Annotated in this window: 17 protein-coding genes; 12 read left to right on the top strand and 5 right to left on the bottom strand. The window is 73.4% G+C overall.

Going from position 1 to position 19949, the window contains the following annotated elements; translation table 11 throughout:
- Positions 1 to 175: 175 nt before the first annotated feature.
- From ACFY2B_RS16085 to ACFY2B_RS16115, 7 genes are all read left to right on the top strand, one after another.
- The gene (locus ACFY2B_RS16085) at positions 176 to 1036 is read left to right on the top strand and encodes a TrmH family RNA methyltransferase (RefSeq protein WP_390763740.1); all 861 of its coding nucleotides are present in this window, start codon (positions 176 to 178) and stop codon (positions 1034 to 1036) included.
- 65 nt (positions 1037 to 1101) lie between these two features.
- Complete coding sequence (locus ACFY2B_RS16090; RefSeq protein WP_390763741.1) at positions 1102 to 2259, top strand: ATP-binding protein; 1158 nt, start codon at positions 1102 to 1104, stop codon at positions 2257 to 2259.
- Positions 2260 to 2463: 204 nt separating this feature from the next.
- Positions 2464 to 3588, top strand: coding sequence for a phenylalanine--tRNA ligase subunit alpha (gene pheS, locus ACFY2B_RS16095; RefSeq protein WP_390763742.1), 1125 nt, complete (start codon positions 2464 to 2466; stop codon positions 3586 to 3588).
- Positions 3588 to 6143, top strand: coding sequence for a phenylalanine--tRNA ligase subunit beta (pheT, locus tag ACFY2B_RS16100; protein ID WP_390763743.1), 2556 nt, complete (start codon positions 3588 to 3590; stop codon positions 6141 to 6143). Before pheS ends, pheT begins: the two co-directional genes overlap by 1 nt.
- 323 nt (positions 6144 to 6466) lie before the next feature.
- Entirely contained in the window at positions 6467 to 7585 is a 1119-nt protein-coding gene (locus ACFY2B_RS16105; RefSeq protein WP_390763744.1) for a PP2C family protein-serine/threonine phosphatase, read from the top strand.
- Between the two features lie 193 nt (positions 7586 to 7778).
- Positions 7779 to 9119 (top strand): transcriptional regulator, encoded by a 1341-nt coding sequence (locus ACFY2B_RS16110; protein WP_376525200.1) that lies wholly within the window; start codon positions 7779 to 7781, stop codon positions 9117 to 9119.
- Between the two features lie 57 nt (positions 9120 to 9176).
- Positions 9177 to 9713 (top strand): NUDIX hydrolase, encoded by a 537-nt coding sequence (locus tag ACFY2B_RS16115; RefSeq protein WP_390763745.1) that lies wholly within the window; start codon positions 9177 to 9179, stop codon positions 9711 to 9713.
- Between the two features lie 99 nt (positions 9714 to 9812).
- Here ACFY2B_RS16115 and ACFY2B_RS16120 read toward each other — a convergent pair whose 3' ends face one another.
- Together ACFY2B_RS16120 and ACFY2B_RS16125 are read right to left on the bottom strand one after the other, a co-directional pair.
- Positions 9813 to 10070 carry a hypothetical protein gene (locus ACFY2B_RS16120; protein ID WP_376525197.1) on the bottom strand — a complete coding sequence of 86 codons (258 nt, stop codon included), beginning with the start codon at positions 10068 to 10070 and terminating at the stop codon, positions 9813 to 9815.
- A 193-nt stretch (positions 10071 to 10263) separates the two neighbouring features.
- Entirely contained in the window at positions 10264 to 11133 is an 870-nt protein-coding gene (locus ACFY2B_RS16125; protein WP_390763746.1) for a 3-hydroxybutyryl-CoA dehydrogenase, read from the bottom strand.
- A 170-nt stretch (positions 11134 to 11303) separates the two neighbouring features.
- Between ACFY2B_RS16125 and ACFY2B_RS16130 the strand changes: the two genes are divergently transcribed.
- Positions 11304 to 12569, top strand: a complete 1266-nt coding sequence (locus ACFY2B_RS16130; protein WP_390763747.1) for a glycoside hydrolase family 10 protein — start codon at positions 11304 to 11306, stop codon at positions 12567 to 12569.
- Between the two features lies 1 nt (position 12570).
- On the opposite strand, the gene ACFY2B_RS16135 is transcribed toward ACFY2B_RS16130, so the two are convergent.
- Positions 12571 to 12774, bottom strand: coding sequence for a DUF1918 domain-containing protein (locus ACFY2B_RS16135; RefSeq protein WP_376525193.1), 204 nt, complete (start codon positions 12772 to 12774; stop codon positions 12571 to 12573).
- A gap of 12 nt (positions 12775 to 12786) precedes the next feature.
- Positions 12787 to 13734 carry a DMT family transporter gene (locus ACFY2B_RS16140; RefSeq protein ID WP_390763748.1) on the bottom strand — a complete coding sequence of 316 codons (948 nt, stop codon included), beginning with the start codon at positions 13732 to 13734 and terminating at the stop codon, positions 12787 to 12789.
- On the opposite strand from ACFY2B_RS16140, the gene ACFY2B_RS16145 reads away from it, so the two are divergent.
- The 3 genes from ACFY2B_RS16145 to ACFY2B_RS16155 all read left to right on the top strand — a co-directional run bounded on the left by ACFY2B_RS16145 (position 13733) and on the right by ACFY2B_RS16155 (position 16385).
- The gene (locus ACFY2B_RS16145) at positions 13733 to 15166 is read left to right on the top strand and encodes a PLP-dependent aminotransferase family protein (protein WP_390763749.1); all 1434 of its coding nucleotides are present in this window, start codon (positions 13733 to 13735) and stop codon (positions 15164 to 15166) included. The two genes, ACFY2B_RS16140 and ACFY2B_RS16145, sit on opposite strands and share 2 nt — an antisense overlap.
- A gap of 112 nt (positions 15167 to 15278) precedes the next feature.
- The gene (locus ACFY2B_RS16150; protein WP_390763750.1) at positions 15279 to 15716 is read left to right on the top strand and encodes a GNAT family N-acetyltransferase; all 438 of its coding nucleotides are present in this window, start codon (positions 15279 to 15281) and stop codon (positions 15714 to 15716) included.
- 75 nt (positions 15717 to 15791) lie between these two features.
- On the top strand, positions 15792 to 16385 hold the full coding sequence (locus tag ACFY2B_RS16155; RefSeq protein WP_390763751.1) for a histidine phosphatase family protein: 594 nt from the start codon (positions 15792 to 15794) through the stop codon (positions 16383 to 16385).
- On the opposite strand, the gene ACFY2B_RS16160 is transcribed toward ACFY2B_RS16155, so the two are convergent.
- Positions 16367 to 16840, bottom strand: coding sequence for a DUF6314 family protein (locus ACFY2B_RS16160; protein ID WP_390763752.1), 474 nt, complete (start codon positions 16838 to 16840; stop codon positions 16367 to 16369). The two genes, ACFY2B_RS16155 and ACFY2B_RS16160, sit on opposite strands and share 19 nt — an antisense overlap.
- 467 nt (positions 16841 to 17307) lie before the next feature.
- Between ACFY2B_RS16160 and ACFY2B_RS16165 the strand changes: the two genes are divergently transcribed.
- Positions 17308 to 19944 (top strand): YfhO family protein, encoded by a 2637-nt coding sequence (locus tag ACFY2B_RS16165; protein ID WP_390763753.1) that lies wholly within the window; start codon positions 17308 to 17310, stop codon positions 19942 to 19944.
- Positions 19945 to 19949 lie beyond the last annotated feature (5 nt).

The raw sequence follows: 19949 nt of genomic DNA on the forward strand, positions 1-19949 counted from the left end.
TTGAGGACCCGCAGGCCGCGAGCCTGCGGGTCCTGCCGTTGCCGCACCGGACACGCCGCGCGACGCGGCACCCGTTCGGCATTCCCCCCGCACGGCCCGAAGGACGCCGGGGGATCCCAGTCCGCCCTGACGGCCGAGCGCCGCCCGGCGGGTAGCACACCGAAGGTGAACCTCCATGGCCCCCGCCGCTGACGCGCCGATCTCCCCCCGTTCCGCCCGTGTGGCGGCCGCCCGGCGGCTGGCCCGGCGGAACTTCCGGGGCAAGGAGCGGCTGTTCCTCGCCGAAGGGCCGCAGGCCGTACGGGAGGCGGCGGCGCACCGGACCGCCGGGCAGGCGACCCTCGTCGAACTGTTCGCCACCGGCGAGGCCACCGAACGCTACGCCGCCATCGTGGCCGCGGCCCGGGCCGCCGGCGCCCGGGTGCACCTCGCCTCCGACGAGGTGATCGCCGACATCTCCACCACCGTCACCCCGCAGGGCCTGGTCGGTGTCTGCCGCTTCCTCGACACCCCCTTCGAGGAGATCCTCGCGACCGGGCCCCGCCTCGTCGCCGTCCTCGCGCACGTGCGCGACCCCGGCAACGCCGGAACCGTACTGCGCTGCGCGGACGCGGCCGGCGCCGACGCCGTCGTGCTCACCGACGCCTCCGTCGACGTCTACAACCCCAAGGCCGTACGCGCCGCCGTCGGCTCCCTGTTCCACCTGCCCGTCGCCGTCGGCGTCCCCGTGGAACAGGCCGTCGCCGGGCTCAGGGGCGCCGGGGTGCGCGTCCTCGCCGCCGACGGCGCCGGCCCGGACGACCTCGACGACGAACTCGACAAGGGCACCATGGGCGGACCCACGGCGTGGGTGTTCGGCAACGAGGCATGGGGACTGCCGAAGGAGACCCGGGCGCTCGCGGACGCCGTCGTCCGCGTGCCCATCCACGGAATGGCCGAGAGCTTGAACCTGGCGACGGCCGCAGCCGTCTGTCTGTATGCCTCGGCCCGTGCACAGCGCGCCTCCGGAGGGTGCCGCTGTGTCACCGTGAGCTAGTAGGGTGGCCCGCCTGGGACACCCCGGCGAGGTATCCCAGGCCGGCTGAGAGGTGGAGTACGGGGATGAGCGTCGGCACGAGCAGCGCTCCGGGAGGGCGGGACGTACGGCGGGTGCCCGCGCCCCGGCACAGTGGTCTCGCCGGACTCGGCATCGACCCCGACGACCTGCCCGACGGCCTCGTGGTCGCCGACGAGCACGGGCTCGTCGTCTGCTTCAACTCGGCCGCCGCCCGGATCACCGCCGTCCGCGCGGAGGACGCCGTCGGCCGCCGGCTGGAGAAGGTCCTGCCCTTAGAAGACCTGGAGGGACGCCGCTGGTGGCAGCTCACCGATCCGTACGGCGGGCTGGCCATCCGGGTGCGCCAGCCGGAACGGAACCTGCTGCTGCCCGGCGGCCGGGAGGTCCTGGTCTCCGCGCGGTACGTGCGCGGTGAGCCCACCGGACCCGTCCGCCGCGTCGTCGTCTCCCTGCGCGACACCGAGGCCCGGCGCCGCACCGAGCGCAGCCACGCCGAACTGATCGCCACCGTCGCGCACGAACTGCGCTCGCCGCTCACCTCCGTCAAGGGCTTCACCGCCACCCTCCTCGCCAAGTGGGAGAGGTTCACCGACGACCAGAAGCGGCTGATGCTGGAGACCGTCGACGCGGACGCCAACCGCGTCACCCGGCTCATCGCCGAACTGCTCGACATCTCCCGCATCGACTCCGGCCGGCTGGAGCTGCGCCGCCAGCCCGTCGACATGGGGGCGGCCGTGGGACGGCACATCCAGGCGTACGTCGCCGCCGGCCAGCCCGCCGACCGGTTCCTGCTGCGCATCGAGCAGCCGGTGCCCACCCTGTGGGCCGACCCCGACAAGGTCGACCAGGTGCTCAGCAACCTCATCGAAAATGCCGTGCGGCACGGCGAGGGAACCGTCACGATTGACATCACGCCCGCCGCGTCCCCCCGCGAAGGAGAGGACGCCGGTACATCGGTCACCGTGAGCGACGAGGGCACCGGCATCCCGGAGGAGTCCATGAACCGCGTCTTCACCCGCTTCTGGCGGGGCAGCAAGCGCGGCGGCACCGGCCTCGGGCTCTACATCGTCAAGGGCATCGTCGAGGCCCACGGCGGCACCATCACGGTCGGCCGCGCCGCAGGCGGCGGCGCGGAATTCCGATTCATCCTGCCCGCGGGCACCCCGGCCTTCGCATTCGAGCTGCCGCGCGGTGTCGGATAGGACGGTGGTGAGGGACGGGGAACCTCAGCTGCCGTGGGCCCGGTGCGCCCGCGGGCGCATCCGTCATCCCCGGCCCCGTTAGACTCGGCCTTTGGCACCTTTGTGTCCCGGGGACCGTACCGATCCCTCCCAGGATCGCCGGGACGGTTCCGCCACGAGCCGTGACGGGGACCTCCAGCCAGCCAATCGGAAGCACGGGAAGAGATGTCGGCACCGAATAAGTCGTACGACCCGGTCGAGGTCGAGGCGTTGAAACCGGAAGAGATCGAGCGCATGCGGGACGAGGCGTTCGCCGCCTTCGCCGCCGCGGACTCCCTCGACGCCCTCCACGAGGCCAAGGTCGCCCACACCGGCCCCGCCTCCCCGCTGGCCCTCGCCAACCGCGAGATCGGCGCCCTGCCGCCGCACGCCAAGGCCGACGCCGGCAAACGCGTCGGCCAGGCCCGCGGCGCCGTGAACAAGGCGCTCGCCGCCCGCCAGAGCGCACTGGAGGTGGAGCGGGACGCCCGGGTCCTGGTCGAGGAGTCGGTCGACGTCACGCTGCCCTACGACCGGGTACCGGCCGGCGCGCGGCACCCGCTGACCACGTTCATGGAGCGGGTCGCGGACGTCTTCGTCTCCATGGGCTACGAGATCGCCGAGGGCCCCGAGGTCGAGGCGGAGTGGTTCAACTTCGACGCCCTGAACTTCACCCCGGACCACCCGGCCCGGCAGATGCAGGACACCTTCTTCGTCGCGGGCCCCGAGGGCGACCACGGCGAGTCCGGGGTCGTGCTGCGCACCCACACCTCGCCGGTGCAGGCCCGCTCCCTGCTCGACCGCGAGCCCCCCGTCTACATCGTCTGCCCCGGCCGGGTGTACCGCACCGACGAGCTGGACGCCACGCACACCCCGGTCTTCCACCAGATCGAGTTGCTGGCCGTCGACGAGGGCCTGACCATGGCCGACCTCAAGGGAACCCTCGACCACATGGTCCGTTCCCTGTTCGGCGCGGACATGAAGACCCGGCTGCGGCCGAACTACTTCCCCTTCACCGAGCCGTCCGCCGAGATGGACATGCTCTGCTACGTCTGCAAGGGCGAGTCCGTCGGCAACCCCGACCGGCCCTGCCGCACCTGCTCCAGCGAGGGCTGGATCGAGCTGGGCGGCTGCGGCATGGTCAACCCGCGGGTGCTCGTCGCCTGCGGCGTCGACCCCGAGAAGTACAGCGGGTTCGCCTTCGGGTTCGGCATCGAACGGATGCTGATGTTCCGCCACAACGTCGAAGACATGCGAGACATGGTCGAGGGTGACGTCCGGTTCACCCGGCCGTTCGGGATGGAGATCTGATGCGGGTCCCGCTTTCTTGGCTGCGGGAGTACGTCGAGCTGCCGGCGACTCAGACCGGCCGTGACGTCCAGGAGAAGCTGATCTCGGTCGGTCTGGAGGTCGAGACCGTCGAGCAGCTCGGCGCCGACCTCAAGGGGCCGCTCGTCGTCGGCCGGGTGCTGACCATCGAGGAGCTGGAGGGCTTCAAGAAGCCGATCCGGTTCTGCACCGTCGACGTCGGCCAGGCCAACGGCACCGGCGAACCCCAGGAGATCGTCTGCGGCGCCCGCAACTTCGCCGTCGGCGACAAGGTCGTCGTGGTGCTGCCCGGCGCCCTGCTGCCCGGCGGCTTCGCGATCGCCGCGCGCAAGACCTACGGCAAGGTCTCGCACGGCATGATCTGCTCCAGCGACGAGCTGGGCATGGGCGACGACAACTCCAAGGGCATCATCGTGCTGCCGCCGGAGTGCGAGGTCGGCTCGGACGCCATCGAGCTGCTCCAGCTGGTCGACGAGGTCCTCGACATCGCGGTGACGCCCGACCGGGGCTACTGCCTGTCCCTGCGCGGCGTCGCCCGCGAGGCGGCGATCGCCTACGGCCTGCCGCTGCTCGACCCCGCGCTGCTCGACGTACCCGCCGCGAACGCCTTCGGCTACCCGGTCCAGGTCGCCGACAGCCTCGGCTGCGACCGCTTCACCGCCCGCACCGTGACCGGCCTCGACCCGGAGGCGCGCTCCCCGATCTGGCTCCAGCGGCGCCTCCAGAAGGCCGGCATGCGCCCGATCTCGCTGGCCGTGGACATCACCAACTACGTGATGCTGGAGCTGGGCCAGCCCCTGCACGCGTACGACCGCTCCCGTGTCCAGGGCACCGTCGGCGTGCGCCGGGCCGAGCCGGGCGAGGAACTGACCACGCTCGACGGGGTGACCCGCACCCTCGACGCGGAGGACCTGGTCATCACCGACGACCGCGGTCCGATCGGCCTGGCCGGTGTCATGGGCGGCGCCAACACCGAGATCGACGACACCGACGGCACCACCACCGAGGTCGTCGTCGAGGCCGCGCACTTCGACGCGATCTCCGTCGCGCGCACGGCCCGCCGCCACAAGCTGTCCTCCGAGGCGTCCCGCCGCTTCGAACGGGGTGTCGACCCGCAGGCCGCGTCGGCCGCCGCCCAGCGCACGGTCGACCTGCTGGTGCTGCTCGCGGGCGGCACCGCGGACGCCGGCGTCACCGAGGTCGTCGCGCCGTCCGCACCGCGCACCATCACCATCCCGGCGAACCACCCGGACCGGGTCGCGGGCGTCGACTACGGCCGGGCGACGGTCGTCCGCCGGCTCCAGGAGATCGGCTGCGACGTCTTCGGGGATTCCGCCGCGTGGGACGCGTCGTCGGGGGTCGGCCGGGAGACGGGCGGGCCGGACGAGCTGGTCGTCACCGTCCCGTCCTGGCGGTCCGACCTGACCGACCCGAACGACCTGGCGGAGGAGGTCATCCGCCTCGAAGGCTACGAGAACCTGCCCTCGACGCTGCCCAAGCCCCCGGCGGGCCTCGGCCTGACCGACCGGCAGCGCATGTACCGCAGGGCCGGGCGCGCGCTGGCTGGCGCGGGCTATGTCGAGGCGCTGAACTACCCGTTCATCGGCGAGCAGGTCTTCGACCAGTTCAACCTCGCGGCCGACGACCCGAACCGCCGGGTGGTCAAGCTGGTCAACCCGCTCTCCGACGAGGAGCCCGCGCTGCGCACGATGCTGCTGCCGGGCCTGCTCGGCGCGCTGCGCCGCAACGACGGCCGCGGCTCGCACGACCTGGCGCTGTTCGAGACCGGGCTGGTCTTCGAGCCGCGAGCGGAGCGGGCCCTCGCCGTCCGGCTGCCCGTCGACCGGCGGCCCACCGACGAGGAGATCGCCTCGCTCGACCTGGCGCTGCCCGAGCAGCCGCGGCACGCCGCCGTCGTCCTCGCCGGGGCCCGCGAGCAGGCCGGCTGGTGGGGCAAGGGCCGCCCGGCCGACTGGGCGGACGCCGTCGAGGCCGCGCGCCTGCTCGCCCGCGAGACCGGGACCGACCTGATCGTCCGCAAGGGGCAGTACGGTCCCTGGCACCCGGGCCGCTGCGCCGAACTGGCGGTCGTCGTCGACGGCGTCGAGCGGGTCGTCGGGTACGCGGGAGAGCTGCACCCCGGTGTACTGAAGACACTGGGGCTGCCCGAGCGCAGCTGCGCGATGGAGCTGGACCTGGACGTCCTGGAGCAGGCGGGAACCCCGCTCGTGCAGGGCCCGCGCATCTCGGCCTTCCCGGTGGCCACCCAGGACGTCGCCCTGGTGGTCGACACGGGCGTGCCGAGCGCCGACGTCGAGGCCGCGTTGCGCGAGGGGGCGGGTGAACTCCTGGAGTCCATCCGGCTGTTCGACGTCTACGAGAACGCCGAGCAGCTCGGCGCGGGCAAGAAGTCGCTGGCGTACGCGCTGCGGTTCCGCGCGGCGGACCGCACGCTGACGGTGGACGAGGCGTCGGCCGCGCGGGACGCGGCGGTTGCCCTCGCGGGCGGGCGTGTGGGGGCGGTGCTGCGGGGCTGAGTGCTTCGGCGGGGGCTGAGTGCGCTTCGGCGCGGCGGCCGGGGCGGGCGCGGTGGAGTGCTGCGCCTGCCCCGGTGTCGTGGCCGGGCGCTCCCCCTCGGGTCCGCGGCCTTCGCGGCTTCGCTCGCACAGGGGCCCCTGGTTCCTCACACTCTTTCGGGGCGCTGCTTGCCGCATAAATGCGGGGAGGCGGAAGCGGACTCACTCGTTCGGGTGGGAACTGCCGGTGATCTGGTCTTTCCGGGCCATGCCGTCGACAGAATCGGACCGGCCTTTCGGGGCCGGTCCGTCTGCTCTGTCCGGTATTCCATGGGGGCATCGGCATGATCCGTATCGAGGCACGGACACCCACGCGACGAGGATCCGCCGAAGGGCCCGGGCGGTGCGGTCTGCGCCGCGCCCGCGCCCTGGCGCTGCCCACGCTCTGGGGCGGCGCGGCCATCGCGTACAAGCTGGCCTGCCCGCTCGCCCAGCAGAACGGGTTCGGCGCGCGGATCGTCACCAGCGCCGTGTTCTTCGCGGTCGGCACCGGACTGATCGTCCATGTCCGCCGGGCCCTGGTGCGGGAGCTGCGCCAGGTCCGCAAGGTCGCGGGCGCCGCGCAGAGCGCGCTGCTGCGGCCCCCGCCCGCCCGGCTCGACGGCCTCCGGGTCGCCGCCGCCCAGCTGTCCGCCGACCGCAGCGCGGCCATCGGCGGCGACCTGTACGAGGCGATCGCCACCGAGCACGGAGTCCGGGTGGTGATGGGCGACGTACGCGGGCACGGACTCGCCGCCCTCGCCACCGCCGCGGCCGTCCTCGGCAGTTTCCGCGAGGCCGTCCACGACGAGCCGGACCTCGGCCGGGTGCTGCGCCGGCTGGACCGGGCCCTGGCCCGCCATCTGCGGGAGCGGGCCCGCGCCGAACACCTCCCGGCCGGTCCGGACCCCGAAAACCCGGTCGCCGAGGAGTTCGTCACCGTCCTGCTGCTGGAGATCCGCCGGGACGGCGAACTGCGGGCGCTCAGCTGCGGGCACCCCTGGCCGTATCTGCTCGGCGGCCACGGCGTCGAGCCGCTCGCCGACGCCGAACCCCTGCCGCCGCTCGGCCCGTTCCCGCTGCCGCGCGACGTGGACCCCGTGCCCTGCGGTCAGTTGCTCGCCGGAGAGTCCCTGGTCCTGTACACGGACGGGGCGGAGGACGCGCGGGACGCACAGGGCCGGTTCTTCTCCCTGCCCGGGGCACTGGCCGAGGCGGCCCGCGGCCGCCCGGTCTCCGCCCAGTCGATCCTGCGTACGGTCCTCACGTCCCTGCACCGGCACATCTCCGGCACCCCGGCGGACGACATCGCCCTGCTGGTCCTGTGCAACGACCGGGACGAGGCCCGGTTGAGCCTGTCCCAGGGGGCCCGCCCCGGCGGCGTCGACCGGCAGCCGCCCCAGCACAGCCGGCCCACCGCATGAGCCGCCGGGCCGGGCCGCCGTACTGTACGAGGGGGAGCCGGCGGCCCGGCCGGCCTCTTGCGAGGCATTTCAGTCAATCGGCACGCCACTCTCCGCAACAGCGCGCGTACCGCCCGGATTCGCGCACTCCGTTCACACCCCGTGTGAACCCGTACGCACTACGCTGTCGACACCAGGCCACCGGGGGGCATCCATGCAGCCCAACACTCTGCTCGACGCGATCCTGGACGAGGCCGGGATCTCGCACGCCGGTCTCGCCGCCCACGTCAACCAGGCGGGCCGGGCACGGGGTCTCGCGCTCCGTTACGAACACACCGCCGTCGCACGGTGGTTGAAGGGACAGCGGCCACGCGGCCAGGTGCCCGACCTGATCTGCGAGGTGCTCGCCGCCCGTCTCCACCGGGCCGTCACCCTCGACGACATCGGCCTCGGGGTCCCGGGCGGGCCCCCGACCCCGCACGCCACCTCGCTGTCCGGCTTCGTCGAGCGCGCCACCGCGCTGTGGCGCTCCGACGAACAGCAGCGCCCGCACGTGCTCGGCGCCCCCGCGGTCACCGGCACGCCCGCGGTGATGCCGGTCTGGGAGTGGGAGAACCCGCCCGAGGACGTGGACGTCTCACGCGGCGGCAGGCACCGGGTCACCGCCGGCGACCTCGACACGCTGCGCGCCGCCCGCGCGCACTACGAGCAGATGTACCGCAAGGCCGGCGGCATCGCGACCCGCACCCGCATCGTCGGCTTCCTGAACGCCGAGGCGGCCCCGCTGCTGCGCGGCAGCTACGCCGACGCCACCGGCCGTCAACTGCACCGGGCCACCGGCGGACTGGTGGCGATCGCGGGCATCTGCGCCTACGACTCCGACGCGCACGGACTCGCCCAGCGCTACTTCCACCAGGCGCTCCGGCTGGCGAAGGCCAGCGGAGACCGCGGACTCGGGGCGTACGTCATCGCGCTGCTGGTCAACCAGGCGCTGTTCATGCGGGAGTTCCGGCAGGCCGTGGCCTTCGCGGAGGCCGCGCTGCGCGCCGCGGGCAAGCACATCACCCCCGCCCTGGCCTCCGACCTGTACGCGATGCAGGCCAAGGCGTACGCCCACCTGGGCGACGGCACGAGTGCCCTGTCCTGCATCCGGCGGGCCGAGACGGCCGCTGAACGCATCCGGCGCGGACACGAACCCGACGAGACCGGCTATGTCCAGCCGGGCCTCGTCAACGTACAGGTGGCCGAGGCGCTGCTCAGCCTGGGTGAGCTGGCGGCGGCCCGGGAGCATGCCGCGGCCGCCGTGGGCAACCCGGCCCACGACCGGGGCCGGGTGCACCGGCTGGCCATGCTCAGCACGATCGAACTCCGCCGGGGCAATGCCGACACCGCGGTGGCCACGGCGGTGCAGATGGCGGAGCAGGCCCGGGGCATGGAGTCCCAGCGGCTGCGGGACAGACTGCGCGCGGTGCGCGAGCACCTGGCGCGCAGCGGCTGCGCCGGAACCGCCGAAGCAGCCGAACTCATCGACGGGGCGCTGCGCGTGCCCCTGTAGGCCGCTCCACGCCACTGCTGCGATATTGCCACTTACTCGGCGGAAGGTGGCAGAACCGTGCAGTGGATGAAACAGAACGAACAAACTGTGTATGCAAACCGCTGGTTCAGCGTCAATCTCGCAGATGTCGAGCTGCCGGACGGCCGGCACCTCGACCACTTCCTGATAAGGCTGCGGCCCGTGGCCGTGGCGACGGTCGTGAACGAGGCGGGCGAGGTGCTCCTGCTGTGGCGCCACCGGTTCATCACGGACAGCTGGGGCTGGGAACTCGCCGCGGGAGTCGTGGAGGACGGCGAGGACATCGCCCACGCGGCCGCCAGGGAACTGGAGGAGGAGACGGGCTGGCGGCCGGGACCCTTGCACCATCTGATGAGCGTGGAGCCGTCCAACGGTCTCACCGACGCGCGGCACCACGTCTACTGGGCCGACGAGGGCGAGTACGTCGGACACCCCGTGGACGACTTCGAGTCGGACCGCCGGGAGTGGGTCCCGCTCAAGCTCGTCCCCGACATGATCGCCCGCGGCGAGGTCCCGGCCGCCAACATGGCGGCCGCGCTACTGCTGCTGCACCATCTCAGGAGTGCCGGTGCCTGAGCCGACCGGGCGACGCCCCCTTCGGTCCGGCAGCGTCCCTCCGGCGGAGCGCCCGGTCCCCGCTCCGGCCTCGGCGGCAGCGGACGGCGTCCGGTCCGCTCAGCGGGACAGCAGTTGCCAGACCGTCACGACGAGCGCGCCCAGGGACGTGAGCGCGGCGACCGAGGACACCGGCCAGCGGGTGTGTTCCAGCGAGGTCATCCGGGTGTTCAGATCGTCCAGTTCCTTGGCGGTCTCCTCGGTGCGATGGCTGAGCAGCGCCAGGCCGCCCTCGACACGTGCGTAGGCCACGTCGAGGCGGCGCCGTAACTCTGCGAGTTCTCCATGGACCACGGGATGCTTCGGATCGGCGGTCACGGGTCCACTCCTTTCCGTAGTCGAACGGGGGGTTCCGCATCCCTTGCATGCGCATGAGGAGTCAACTCGCCTGGTGGGCGCGTGGGGAGCGTGTGTGAAGGGCATACGTGGGTCCGGTACGCACACGGTGTGTGAAACGCGAGGGCCCGGCACCGAATCCGGTGCCGGGCCCGTACGCCGTCGCTGCGGGTAATCAGCCGTAGGTGTAGAAACCCGAGCCGGTCTTGCGGCCGAGGCGGCCCGCCTCGACCATGCGCTGGAGCAGCGGGGGAGCGGCGTACAGCGGCTCCTTGTACTCCTCGTACATCGAGTCGGCGATGGAGACGATGGTGTCCAGTCCGATCAGGTCGGACAGCTTCAGCGGGCCCATCGGGTGGGCGCAGCCCAGCTCCATGCCGTTGTCGATGTCCTCGCGGCCCGCGATGCCGGACTCGAACATGCGGACCGCGGACAGCAGGTACGGCACGAGCAGCGCGTTGACGACGAAACCGGACCGGTCCTGGGCGCGGATGGCGTGCTTGCCCAGCACCTTCTCCGCGAACAGCTGCGCCCGGCTGAGCGTGCCCTCGGAGGTGGTGAGCGCCGGGATCAGCTCGACGAGCTGCTGCACCGGGGCCGGGTTGAAGAAGTGGATGCCGACGACCTGGTCGGGGCGTGACGTGGCGACCGCGAGCTTCACCAGCGGGATGGAGGAGGTGTTGGAGGCGAGGATCGCGTCCTGCCGGGTCACCACCTGGTCGAGCACCTGGAAGATCTCCGTCTTCACCTGCTCGTTCTCCACGACGGCCTCGATGACCAGGTCGCGGTCCGACAGCTCGCCGAGGTCGGTGGTGAAGTCGAGGGCCGCCTGCGCGGCGTCCCGGTCCGCCTCGCTGATCTTGCCGCGCTCGGCGGCCTTGGCCAGGGAGTTGAACAGCCGGGTGCGACCGATCTCCAGGGCCTCTCCGGTGGTCTCCGCGACCTTGACGTCCAGTCCGGCGCGGGCACAGACTTCGGCGATGCCCGCCCCCATCTGACCGCAGCCGACCACCCCGACACGTGCGATATCCGAGCTGCCCGTCACATCGTCCCTTTCGCTGTTCCACGGCCGGCGCGCGGCCCGCCGGTCGCGCGCCTGCTCCGATCGTGCACGTTACCCCCAAGTATCGATGATCGATCGTGCGGGCGGGCCCCCCGGGGCCCGTACGATCCGACGACGGCAAGGATCCACCGGGCGTGGGGGAGTACATACAGATGAGGCGAGTGTCACGGCGGACGTTCGCGGCGGCGGCGCTGTCAGCACTGGTGACGGCGCCGGGCGCGGCGGCGGCTCCCGGTGCCCAGTCACCGCTGGGCGCCGTGGGTGCGGGCGGGGCACCGGGCCGGCGGTACAGCACCGCGCTGCGGGGCGTCTGGCTGGCGACGGTCGACAACCGCGACTGGCCGTCGAAGCCCGGCCTGAGCGCCGCCGCACAGCAGAAGGAACTGATCGCCCACCTGGACCGGGCCGTCCGCGACCGCCTCAACACGGTGATCCTCCAGGTGCGGCCCACGGCGGACGCGCTGTGGCCCTCGCCCCACGAACCCTGGTCCCGGTGCCTGACCGGCACCCAGGGCAGGTCCCCGGGCTGGGACCCGCTGGGCACCGCCGTCGCCGAGGCCCACGCCCGCGGGCTGCAACTGCACGCCTGGTTCAACCCGTACCGGATCGCCAACCACTCCGACCCGGCGAGACTCACCGCCTCGCACCCGGCCCGCAAGCACCCCGACTGGGTGGTGCGCTACGGCGGCAAGCTCTACTACAACCCCGGCCTGCCGCAGGTCCGCTCCTTCGTGCAGGACGCGATGCTGGACGCGGTGGCCAGGTACCCCGTGGACGCCGTCCACTTCGACGACTACTTCTACCCGTACCCGGTCGCCGGGCAGAGCTTCGACGACGACGCCGCGTACGACCGGTACGGCGGCGCCTTCGACGACCGGGCGGCCTGGCGCCGCGACAACATCGACAAGCTGGTGCGCGAGACGGCCGAGCGGATCCGGCGGATCCGGCCCGGCACCCAGTTCGGGATCAGCCCGTTCGGCGTGTGGCGCAACGCCGCAGCCGACAACCGCGGCTCCGACACCCGGGCGGGCGTGCAGACGTACGACGACCTGTACGCGGACACCCGCACCTGGGTGCGGGAGGGCTGGATCGATTACATCGTCCCGCAGCTGTACTGGAACATCGGCTTCGCCGCCGCCGACTACGCCGAGCTGGTCTCCTGGTGGGCGGCGGTGGCCCAGGGGTCGAGGACCCGGCTCTACATCGGCGAGGCCCTCTACAAGGCGGGTGCCGCCGGGCAGCCCGCCGAGTGGCAGGACCCGGCCGAGCTGTCCCGGCACCTCACCCTCGCCGCGCGCCACGCGCAGGTGCGCGGGCACGTCTTCTTCGCCGGTCGGGAGGTGGCGAAGGACCCGATCGGGGCCATGGCGCGGGTCGTCGCCGACCACTACGGGCGGCCGGTGGATCCCCCGCGCTGACCTACTGGACCTGGGGTTCCTGGCTCCGGTGGCGGATTTCGCAGTCGGGGCCGGGAGCCATCACGGCCTCGTGGCCGTCCGGGAAGCGCACGCGGTAGGGCGGGTTGCCCTCCGTGCCCATCACTTCGACGACTTCCGAGACCTGGTCGTGCTGGCCGACCACCCTGCCGTGCTGAACAAGCTGGTCGCCCACGGTTGCACGCATCTGCGGGCCTCCTCACGATCGTGATCGCTGGGTGACGGCGATGCACACGAGCACCGCGACGGCGGTCACCGGAGCAGCCACCGTCAGGTGCTCGCCCAGCAGCAGTACCGACGACACCAGTGTGAGCAGCGGCTGGGCCAACTGCAACTGGCTGGCCTTCGGGACGCCGATGGCAGCCATGCCCCGGTACCACACGACCATGCCGAGGAACTGCGAGCCCACCGCGACCCACAGCAGCCCGGCCACGCTGTGCGCGGTCAGCCGCACGGGCTCGTACGCCAGGGCCAGCGCGGCGGCCGGTACGGACAGCGGCAGGCACAGCACCAGCGCCCAGCCGATCACCTGCCAGCCCGGCATGACCCGGGCAAGCCGGCCGCCCTCGGCGTAGCCGGCCGCGCACACCAGCAGCGCCGCGAACAGATAGCCGTCGGCGGCCGTGAGCGCCCCGCCGCTCTGCTGCACGGTGAAGGCGACCACCGCGGCTGCGCCCGCGAGCGCCGCCGCCCAGAAGGTGCGGGAGGGCCGGATACCCGTGCGCAGGGCCGCCACCAGCGCCGTGACCAGCGGCAGCAGGCCAGTGACGACGGCGGCGTGCGCGGTGGTGGAGGTCTTGAGGGCGAGCGTGGACAGCAGCGGATAGCCGATCACCACTCCGGCGGCCACCACGGCGAGGCCGGGCAGCTGGCGGCGGTCGGGCAGCGGGATGCGCGGTAGCGGGCCCTGCCGCCCGGGGGCACCCGCCGCACACAGACAGCAGCCCGCGATCAGCGCCGCCAGGACGCTGCGGACGGCCACCAGCGACCAGGGGCCGAAGCCCTCCAGGCCCCAGGCGGTGGCCGGGAAGGTGAGCGAGAAGACGACGACGCCCAGGGCGGCCTGGGCCGTGCCGAGGCGGACGCGCTCGCGGGGAGCGGTGACCGCTATCCCCGTTGGAGTAGTAGCGCTACTCTGTGTTCTCATGCAAGAGCGTAGCAGTGTCGATGAGCTGGCGAAACAGCTGAGAGATGAGCTGGACCGCTACTCTCCGGACGGAAAGCTTCCGTCGAGTCGGTCCCTTGTCGAGCGGTTCCGGGTCAGCCCGGTGACGGTGTCGCGGGCCCTGGCGCAGTTGGCCGCCGAGGGGCTGGTGGTGACCCGGCCCGGCGCCGGAGCCTTCCGGGCCCGGCCCCGCACCGCGGCCCCGCCCGCCGGGGACACCTCCTGGCAGGAGGTGGCGCTGAGCGCCGACGGCTCCGCCGACCTCGTACCGCGCACCGTCGACGCCTCCGGTGTCACGATCTGTCTCGCCGCGCCGCCACCCGGTGTGCTGGAGTTCAGCGGCGGCTACCCGCACCCCTCGCTACAGCCCGAGCGGGCCATGGCGGCGGCGCTCGCCCGCGCCGGACGGCGCCCCGGCGCCTGGGAGCGCCCGCCCCTGGAGGGACTGCCCGAGCTGCGGGAGTGGTTCGCGCGCGGCATCGGCGGCGGCGTCACGGCGGCCGAGGTGCTGATCGCGGCGGGCGGGCAGACCGCGCTGGCCACCGCGCTGCGGGCGCTCGCGCCGCCCGGCGCGCCGGTGCTCGTCGAGTCCCCCACGTACCCCGGGATGCTGGCGCTCGCCCGCGCGGCAGGGCTGCGGCCCGTGCCCGTGCCGGTCGACCAGGACGGCGTGCGGCCCGCGCTGCTCGCCGACGCGTTCCGGGGCAGCGGCGCCCGCGTCTTCGTCTGCCAGCCCCTGTTCCAGAACCCGACCGGCGCCGTGCTCGGCCCCGGCCGGCGGGCCGAGGTGCTGCGGATCGCCCGGGAGGCCGGCGCGTTCGTGATCGAGGACGACTTCATCCGCAGGCTGGCGCACACGGACTCGGGTCCGCTGCCGCTGCCGCTGGCCGCGGACGACCCGGACGGCGTGGTCGTGCACGTCGCCTCGCTGACCAAGGCGACCTCGCCGAGCTTCCGGGTGAGCGCGCTGGCCGCCCGCGGGCCGGTGCTGGAACGGCTGCGCGCGATCCAGGTGGTCGACACGTTCTTCGTGCCCCGCCCGCTCCAGGAGGCCGCGCTCGAACTCGTCGGCTCACCGGCCTGGCCGCGTCATCTGCGGGCCCTGTCGGCCGAGTTGACCACCCGCCGTACCGCCATGACGGCCGCGCTGCGTCTGCGGCTGCCCGAACTCGCCCTGCCCCATGTGCCGTCCGGCGGCTATCACCTCTGGCTCCGGCTGCCCGACGGCACCGACGAGTCGGCCCTGACCACCGCGGCGCTGCGCGCGGGCGTCGCCGTCATCCCCGGCCGCCCCTACTTCAGCGCCGAACCCCCCGCGGCACACCTGCGGGTGAGCTTCGCGGCGGTCTCCGGGACCGCGGACATCACGGAGGGCGTACGCCGCCTGCGCACGGCCTGCGACGAAGTCCTCTGATCGAGGGCCGGCGGCGACCACCACCCCGGCGCTCACGCCGCCTTGCCCGGACACCTGCCACGGCGGGGGAGGGCGCGTCCGGGCCCGTCCGGAGCGCTGGGATCATCGACGCATGAGCGATGTATTCGGGATGCCCGAGGGATACGAGTTCTCCGCGGACCGCGCGCGCATCGACGTCGACCGGGTGCACCGGTGGCTGTCGACCGACGCGTACTGGGCGAAGGGGCGTTCCCGCGAGAAGCACGACACCGCGGTCGCGACCTCGCTCAACTTCGGGGTGTACGACACCGCCTCGGGCGAGCAGGTGGCGTACGCGCGCGTGGTGACCGACCAGGCGCTGTTCGGCTGGCTCGCCGACGTCTACGTCGAGCCGTCGGTGCGCGGCAAGGGCGTCGGCACGGCACTGGCCGGGGCCGTGGTCGAGCACCTGCGCCCGTACGGCCTGCGCCGTCTGCTGCTGGCCACCCACGACGCGCACGGCGTCTACGCGAAGCTCGGCTTCGCCCCGCTCGACCGGCCGGACCACTGGATGGCGCACGGCTTCGAGTGAGGACCCGGACACCCTCGGTATCTCACAGGTGAGCCCCCCCTTGACCCGGGTGCGCGAACGGCACACCATCACGGCATGCCGCTTCGGGTCACGTTCGTCGCCGCCGCGCGCAGCTCATCGCTGCTGGCGGAGCGCTTCGAGGACGACCGGCCGCTGGACCGGGCGGGCTGGGACGAGGTGCTGCGGGCCGCGGGGGAACTGAGCCCGCTGGCCCTGGCCGAGCTGCGCTACTGCTCGCCGACCCCCCGCAGCCGGGCCACCGGCGACGCCCTGGGATACGCGCCGCTCGTGCAACTCGCCCTGCGCGACTGCGACATGGGCCGCTGGCGCGGGCTCACCCTGGGCGAGGCGATGGCCCGGGAGCCCGGCGCGGTGGACTCCTGGCTCGCCGATCCGCGCTCCACCCCGCACGGCGGCGAGTCGCTGCTGGCCTTCATCTCCCGGGTCGGCGGCTGGCTGGACACCCGCCCCGCCGACGACGGCGGCCGGATCGTCGCCGTGGCTGAACCCTCCGTGATCCGGGCGGCCCTCGTCTACGTGGTCAAGGCGCCGCCCGCGACCTACTGGAACATCGACGTCCGCCCGCTGTCCGCGACCACGGTCACGGGCCGGGCGGGCCGCTGGAACCTCCGTGTCGACGGCCCGCCGGCTCAGCCGTCGCGCCTGTAGTCGGTGACGAGGAGAAGCTCCTTCGCGGGCCCGCCGACCCGCCACACCGTGCGCCAGTGGTCGTGGTCCCGCACGGTGAACTCGCCCCGGTAGAGGTCCGCCGCGCACGGGTGGTCGGCGACATGGCGGCCGGAGCCAAGGTCCAGGTCGTGGAAGGGCCGTCCGTCGGCGAAGCGGACGTCCGCGGTGCCCGCGGCGGCGCCCGGCAGGAAACGCAGGGTCCGCTCGGCGGGCCGCGACACCCCGCGCCAGGTGAACGTGCCGGACTCCTCGTGCAGCAGCCCGCCGTCGGGGAGCGCGCTGAAGACGGTGCTCCCCGCGAAGCGCCCCTCGTCGCCGCCGGCCAGATCCCGCGCGGTGCGTTCCACGTGCCAGCGCCCGGCCAGATACGCCAGCACGTCCGGCACCGGCCAGAACCCGTCACCCGTCGTCATACCGTCCTCGATCTCGGTCATGTCTTCGTCGGGCCCGGTACCTTCGCCGGGCCTCCTGCCCTCGTCGGGTCTCCTGCCTTCGCCGGGCCCGCCACGAGCCGTACCGCGCACCACGAGCCGTGCCGCGCCTCGCGATTTTCAGGCGGCCCCGGCGGCGCGGCGGCGGCGTGGCCGCGCCGTCGACCCTACGTCCGCGGCGCCGTTCCCATCGAGGGGCTCCATCCCCGCGGACCCGTCTCGGACCCGACGCACCTCGACGCCCTTATTCACCTGCCCTACACCATTACGAAAACCATAGTTTTATCGAAAGTCGCTAATGATTTCCCTGAGCGCGGGCTTTCAGAATTCTGTGCATAACTTTTCGGGAGTGACACAACCATCCGGAATCCGGGACCGTCTAAGTCGGCGAATCAGCGAGATACGGGGGACTTCTGCCCCCGGCCGAGACGCTGCGTGCGTCCCGTCATTGCCCTGGGGGCCTCCCGAGAATGCACCGCCCGACCCCGCCCGGTGACAGCCGTGTCACCGGGCGCACCGCAGCCCTGCTAGCCGCGGCCATCACCGTCACCGCGCTCTGCGCGGCCGACACCATCGCCCGCAGCTATCCGTTCGGCCCCCGTACGCGCAATGTCAACGACCTGGGCAACCAGTACGTGCCCTTCCACGCCCACCTCTGGGACCTGCTGCACGGCCGGGCCCAGGGCGGGCTCCTCATCAACTGGCAGTCGGGCTTCGGCGCGAGTTTCCTGCCCGACCTCGGCACCTACCTCGGCAGCCCGTTCGCCCTGCTCGTCGGCCTGTTCCCGCGGGACCGGATCGATCTCGCGGTGTACGTCGTCACCGTGCTGAAGACGGCCGCCGCGGCCGCCGCCATGACCTGCCTGCTGCTCGCGCTGCGCCGCGGCCGCTGGTGGACGGCGGGCCTGCTGGGCGCCTCCTACGCCCTGTGCGGCTGGGCCGTCGCCGTCGCCAACTACAACACGATGTGGCTCGACGGCCTGATCGCGCTGCCCCTGCTGTGCCTGGTCGGCGAGTGGGCGCTGGAGCGCAGACGCCCGCTGCTCGGCGTGGTGATCGTCGCGCTCGCCTGGATCGCCAACTTCTACACCGCCTACATGGCCACCCTCGCCGCGGGACTGGTGCTGCTGCTCCGGCTGCTGCTCGCCGGACTCGACCGCCGCCAGGCCCTCGCCGCGGCCGGCCGGGCGGTCCGCACGGTCGCGCTCGGCGTGGGCCTGGCCGCACCGCTGGTGGCGGTCGTCTACTTCGGCACCAAGCACGCCTACCCCGGCCAGGAGGGACAGTTCGTCCCGGTGGCGCTGCGGGACCTGCTGGCCCGGCTGCTGCCGACGACGTACAGCTTCGGCAGCCCCGCCCTGTACGTGAGTGCCGTCGCGCTGCTGCTCGCCCTCGCCCTGCCGTTCCACCGCGGGGTGCCCCGCCGGGTGCGCGCCGGGTGGACGGTGCTGGTGGTCGCGGTGACCCTGTCGCTGCAATGGGCCCCCACGCAACTGGTCTGGCACGCCTTCGCCACCCCCCAGGGCAGCGCGTACCGGGAGGCGTTCGTCGTGTGCGCCCTGCTGGTGCTGGCCGCCTGGCAGGCGCTCTCCCACGGGCTGCCGGACTGGCGCGCGCTGGGCGCGGCGAGCGCGCTGCTCGCCCTGATCTGCGCCATCGCGAGCGGCAGCGCACTGGTGCACTCCTACACCTGGGCGGTGCTGCTGCTCGCCGTGGTGGGCGCGCTGGGCGGACTCGCCCTGCTGGTCCTGGCGGACCGGGGCGCGGCCGCCGCCCGCCGCCGCACCGTGCTGGCCGGCTGCGCCGTCGTCCTGCTCGTCGGCGGGCAGCTCGGCGAGACCGCCGCCACCTCCGCCGTGGCCACCAGGCTGCGCCTGAACCACCTGGACGACTACACGCCCTGGGGTCAGCGGCAGCAGCGGGAGGCCGACGCCGTCGCGAGCGTCGACGCCTGGCCCCGCTACCGCACCGAGCCGGGCCGCTACCAGACCGTCGGCAACGACGCGCTGATGGTGGGCGGCGAGGGCGCCCAGTACTACAGCAGCCTCACCTCCGACGTCCTCAGCCGCATGCTCACCGCCCTCGGCGACGGCTGGACCTCGCACGCCCGCAGCGTGCAGAGCCTGGACAACCCGGTCACGGACGCGGTGTTCTCCGTCGGGGCGCGGGTGCACAACCCGCCGGACCCGCACCAGCACTGGCTGCCGAAGGGCGGCGGCCCGGTGACCGTCTCCCGCCAGGAGGTGCCGCCCCTGGTGACGGTGCGTCCTGTCGGCACCTCCGCGCGCGCCGATGTCTCCGCCTTCGGGCCGTCGCCGTACCGCAACCAGGAACGCCTGCTCGGCAGCCGTGTCTACACCCTGCCCCGCCAGACGGTGCGCACCGGCACCGGCAAGCCGCCGCAGCACGGAGGCGCGCAGCCGGGGCTGCTCGTCGCCGCCCCCGCCCGCGGTTCCGACGTGCCGCCGCCCGCGATCACCGCCCGCTGCGCGCCCGGCGACCAGGTGTTCCTGTGGGCGCCGCACTTCTCGGGCATGGCGCGGCTGACCGGCGGCCCGGACTCCCTGTACCGGTCCGACGCCCAGGGCGCCAAGATCGCCGCCATGCAGCCGCTCGGCCGGGTCCCGGCCTCCGGGCGGGTGCAGATCGAGCTGTCCCCGGACCGGCCCAGCCGGATACCGGACGGCGCGGTCGGCTGCCTGGACACCGCCGCCCTGCGCGCCGCGGTCGACGGGCTGCGGGCCACCGCCGCCACCGGGGTGACCCTCGACGACGGCACCGTCCACGCCGAACTCCCCGCGGGCAGCAAGGGGACGGCCGTCGTCGCGGCGCCCCGGATCGCCGGCTGGCGGTGTGCGGCGGGCGACGCCGAGCAGCGGCCGGCGGGCGAGTACTACGGGCTGATCGCGGTGCCCCTGGACGGCTCCGCGACCAGTCTCACCTGCACGTTCCACCCGCCGGGACTGCGGCTGGGCTCGGCGGTGGGCGGCGCCGCGCTGCTGGGCCTGATCGTCCTCGGCGTCTTCGGCGCCGTCCGCCGCCGGCGCGCCACCGCACCGCAGCCGGCCACCGTCCGACCGTCCGAGCCCCTCACCCACGCTCTGTGACCCGC

Source organism: Streptomyces sp. NPDC001270 (genome assembly GCF_042896695.1).
Lineage (GTDB): Bacteria > Actinomycetota > Actinomycetes > Streptomycetales > Streptomycetaceae > Streptomyces.

Bases quoted from the DNA above. Each gene is read 5' to 3' on its own strand.
- ACFY2B_RS16085 (WP_390763740.1), top strand. From the start codon at position 176: ATGGCCCCCGCCGCTGACGCGCCGATCTCCCCCCGTTCCGCCCGTGTG.
- ACFY2B_RS16090 (WP_390763741.1), top strand. From the start codon at position 1,102: ATGAGCGTCGGCACGAGCAGCGCTCCGGGAGGGCGGGACGTACGGCGG.
- pheS (WP_390763742.1), top strand. From the start codon at position 2,464: ATGTCGGCACCGAATAAGTCGTACGACCCGGTCGAGGTCGAGGCGTTG.
- pheT (WP_390763743.1), top strand. From the start codon at position 3,588: ATGCGGGTCCCGCTTTCTTGGCTGCGGGAGTACGTCGAGCTGCCGGCG.
- ACFY2B_RS16105 (WP_390763744.1), top strand. From the start codon at position 6,467: ATGATCCGTATCGAGGCACGGACACCCACGCGACGAGGATCCGCCGAA.
- ACFY2B_RS16110 (WP_376525200.1), top strand. From the start codon at position 7,779: ATGCAGCCCAACACTCTGCTCGACGCGATCCTGGACGAGGCCGGGATC.
- ACFY2B_RS16130 (WP_390763747.1), top strand. From the start codon at position 11,304: ATGAGGCGAGTGTCACGGCGGACGTTCGCGGCGGCGGCGCTGTCAGCA.
- ACFY2B_RS16135 (WP_376525193.1), bottom strand. From the start codon at position 12,774: ATGCGTGCAACCGTGGGCGACCAGCTTGTTCAGCACGGCAGGGTGGTC.
- ACFY2B_RS16145 (WP_390763749.1), top strand. From the start codon at position 13,733: ATGCAAGAGCGTAGCAGTGTCGATGAGCTGGCGAAACAGCTGAGAGAT.
- ACFY2B_RS16140 (WP_390763748.1), bottom strand. From the start codon at position 13,734: ATGAGAACACAGAGTAGCGCTACTACTCCAACGGGGATAGCGGTCACC.
- ACFY2B_RS16150 (WP_390763750.1), top strand. From the start codon at position 15,279: ATGAGCGATGTATTCGGGATGCCCGAGGGATACGAGTTCTCCGCGGAC.
- ACFY2B_RS16155 (WP_390763751.1), top strand. From the start codon at position 15,792: ATGCCGCTTCGGGTCACGTTCGTCGCCGCCGCGCGCAGCTCATCGCTG.
- ACFY2B_RS16160 (WP_390763752.1), bottom strand. From the start codon at position 16,840: ATGACCGAGATCGAGGACGGTATGACGACGGGTGACGGGTTCTGGCCG.
- ACFY2B_RS16165 (WP_390763753.1), top strand. From the start codon at position 17,308: ATGCACCGCCCGACCCCGCCCGGTGACAGCCGTGTCACCGGGCGCACC.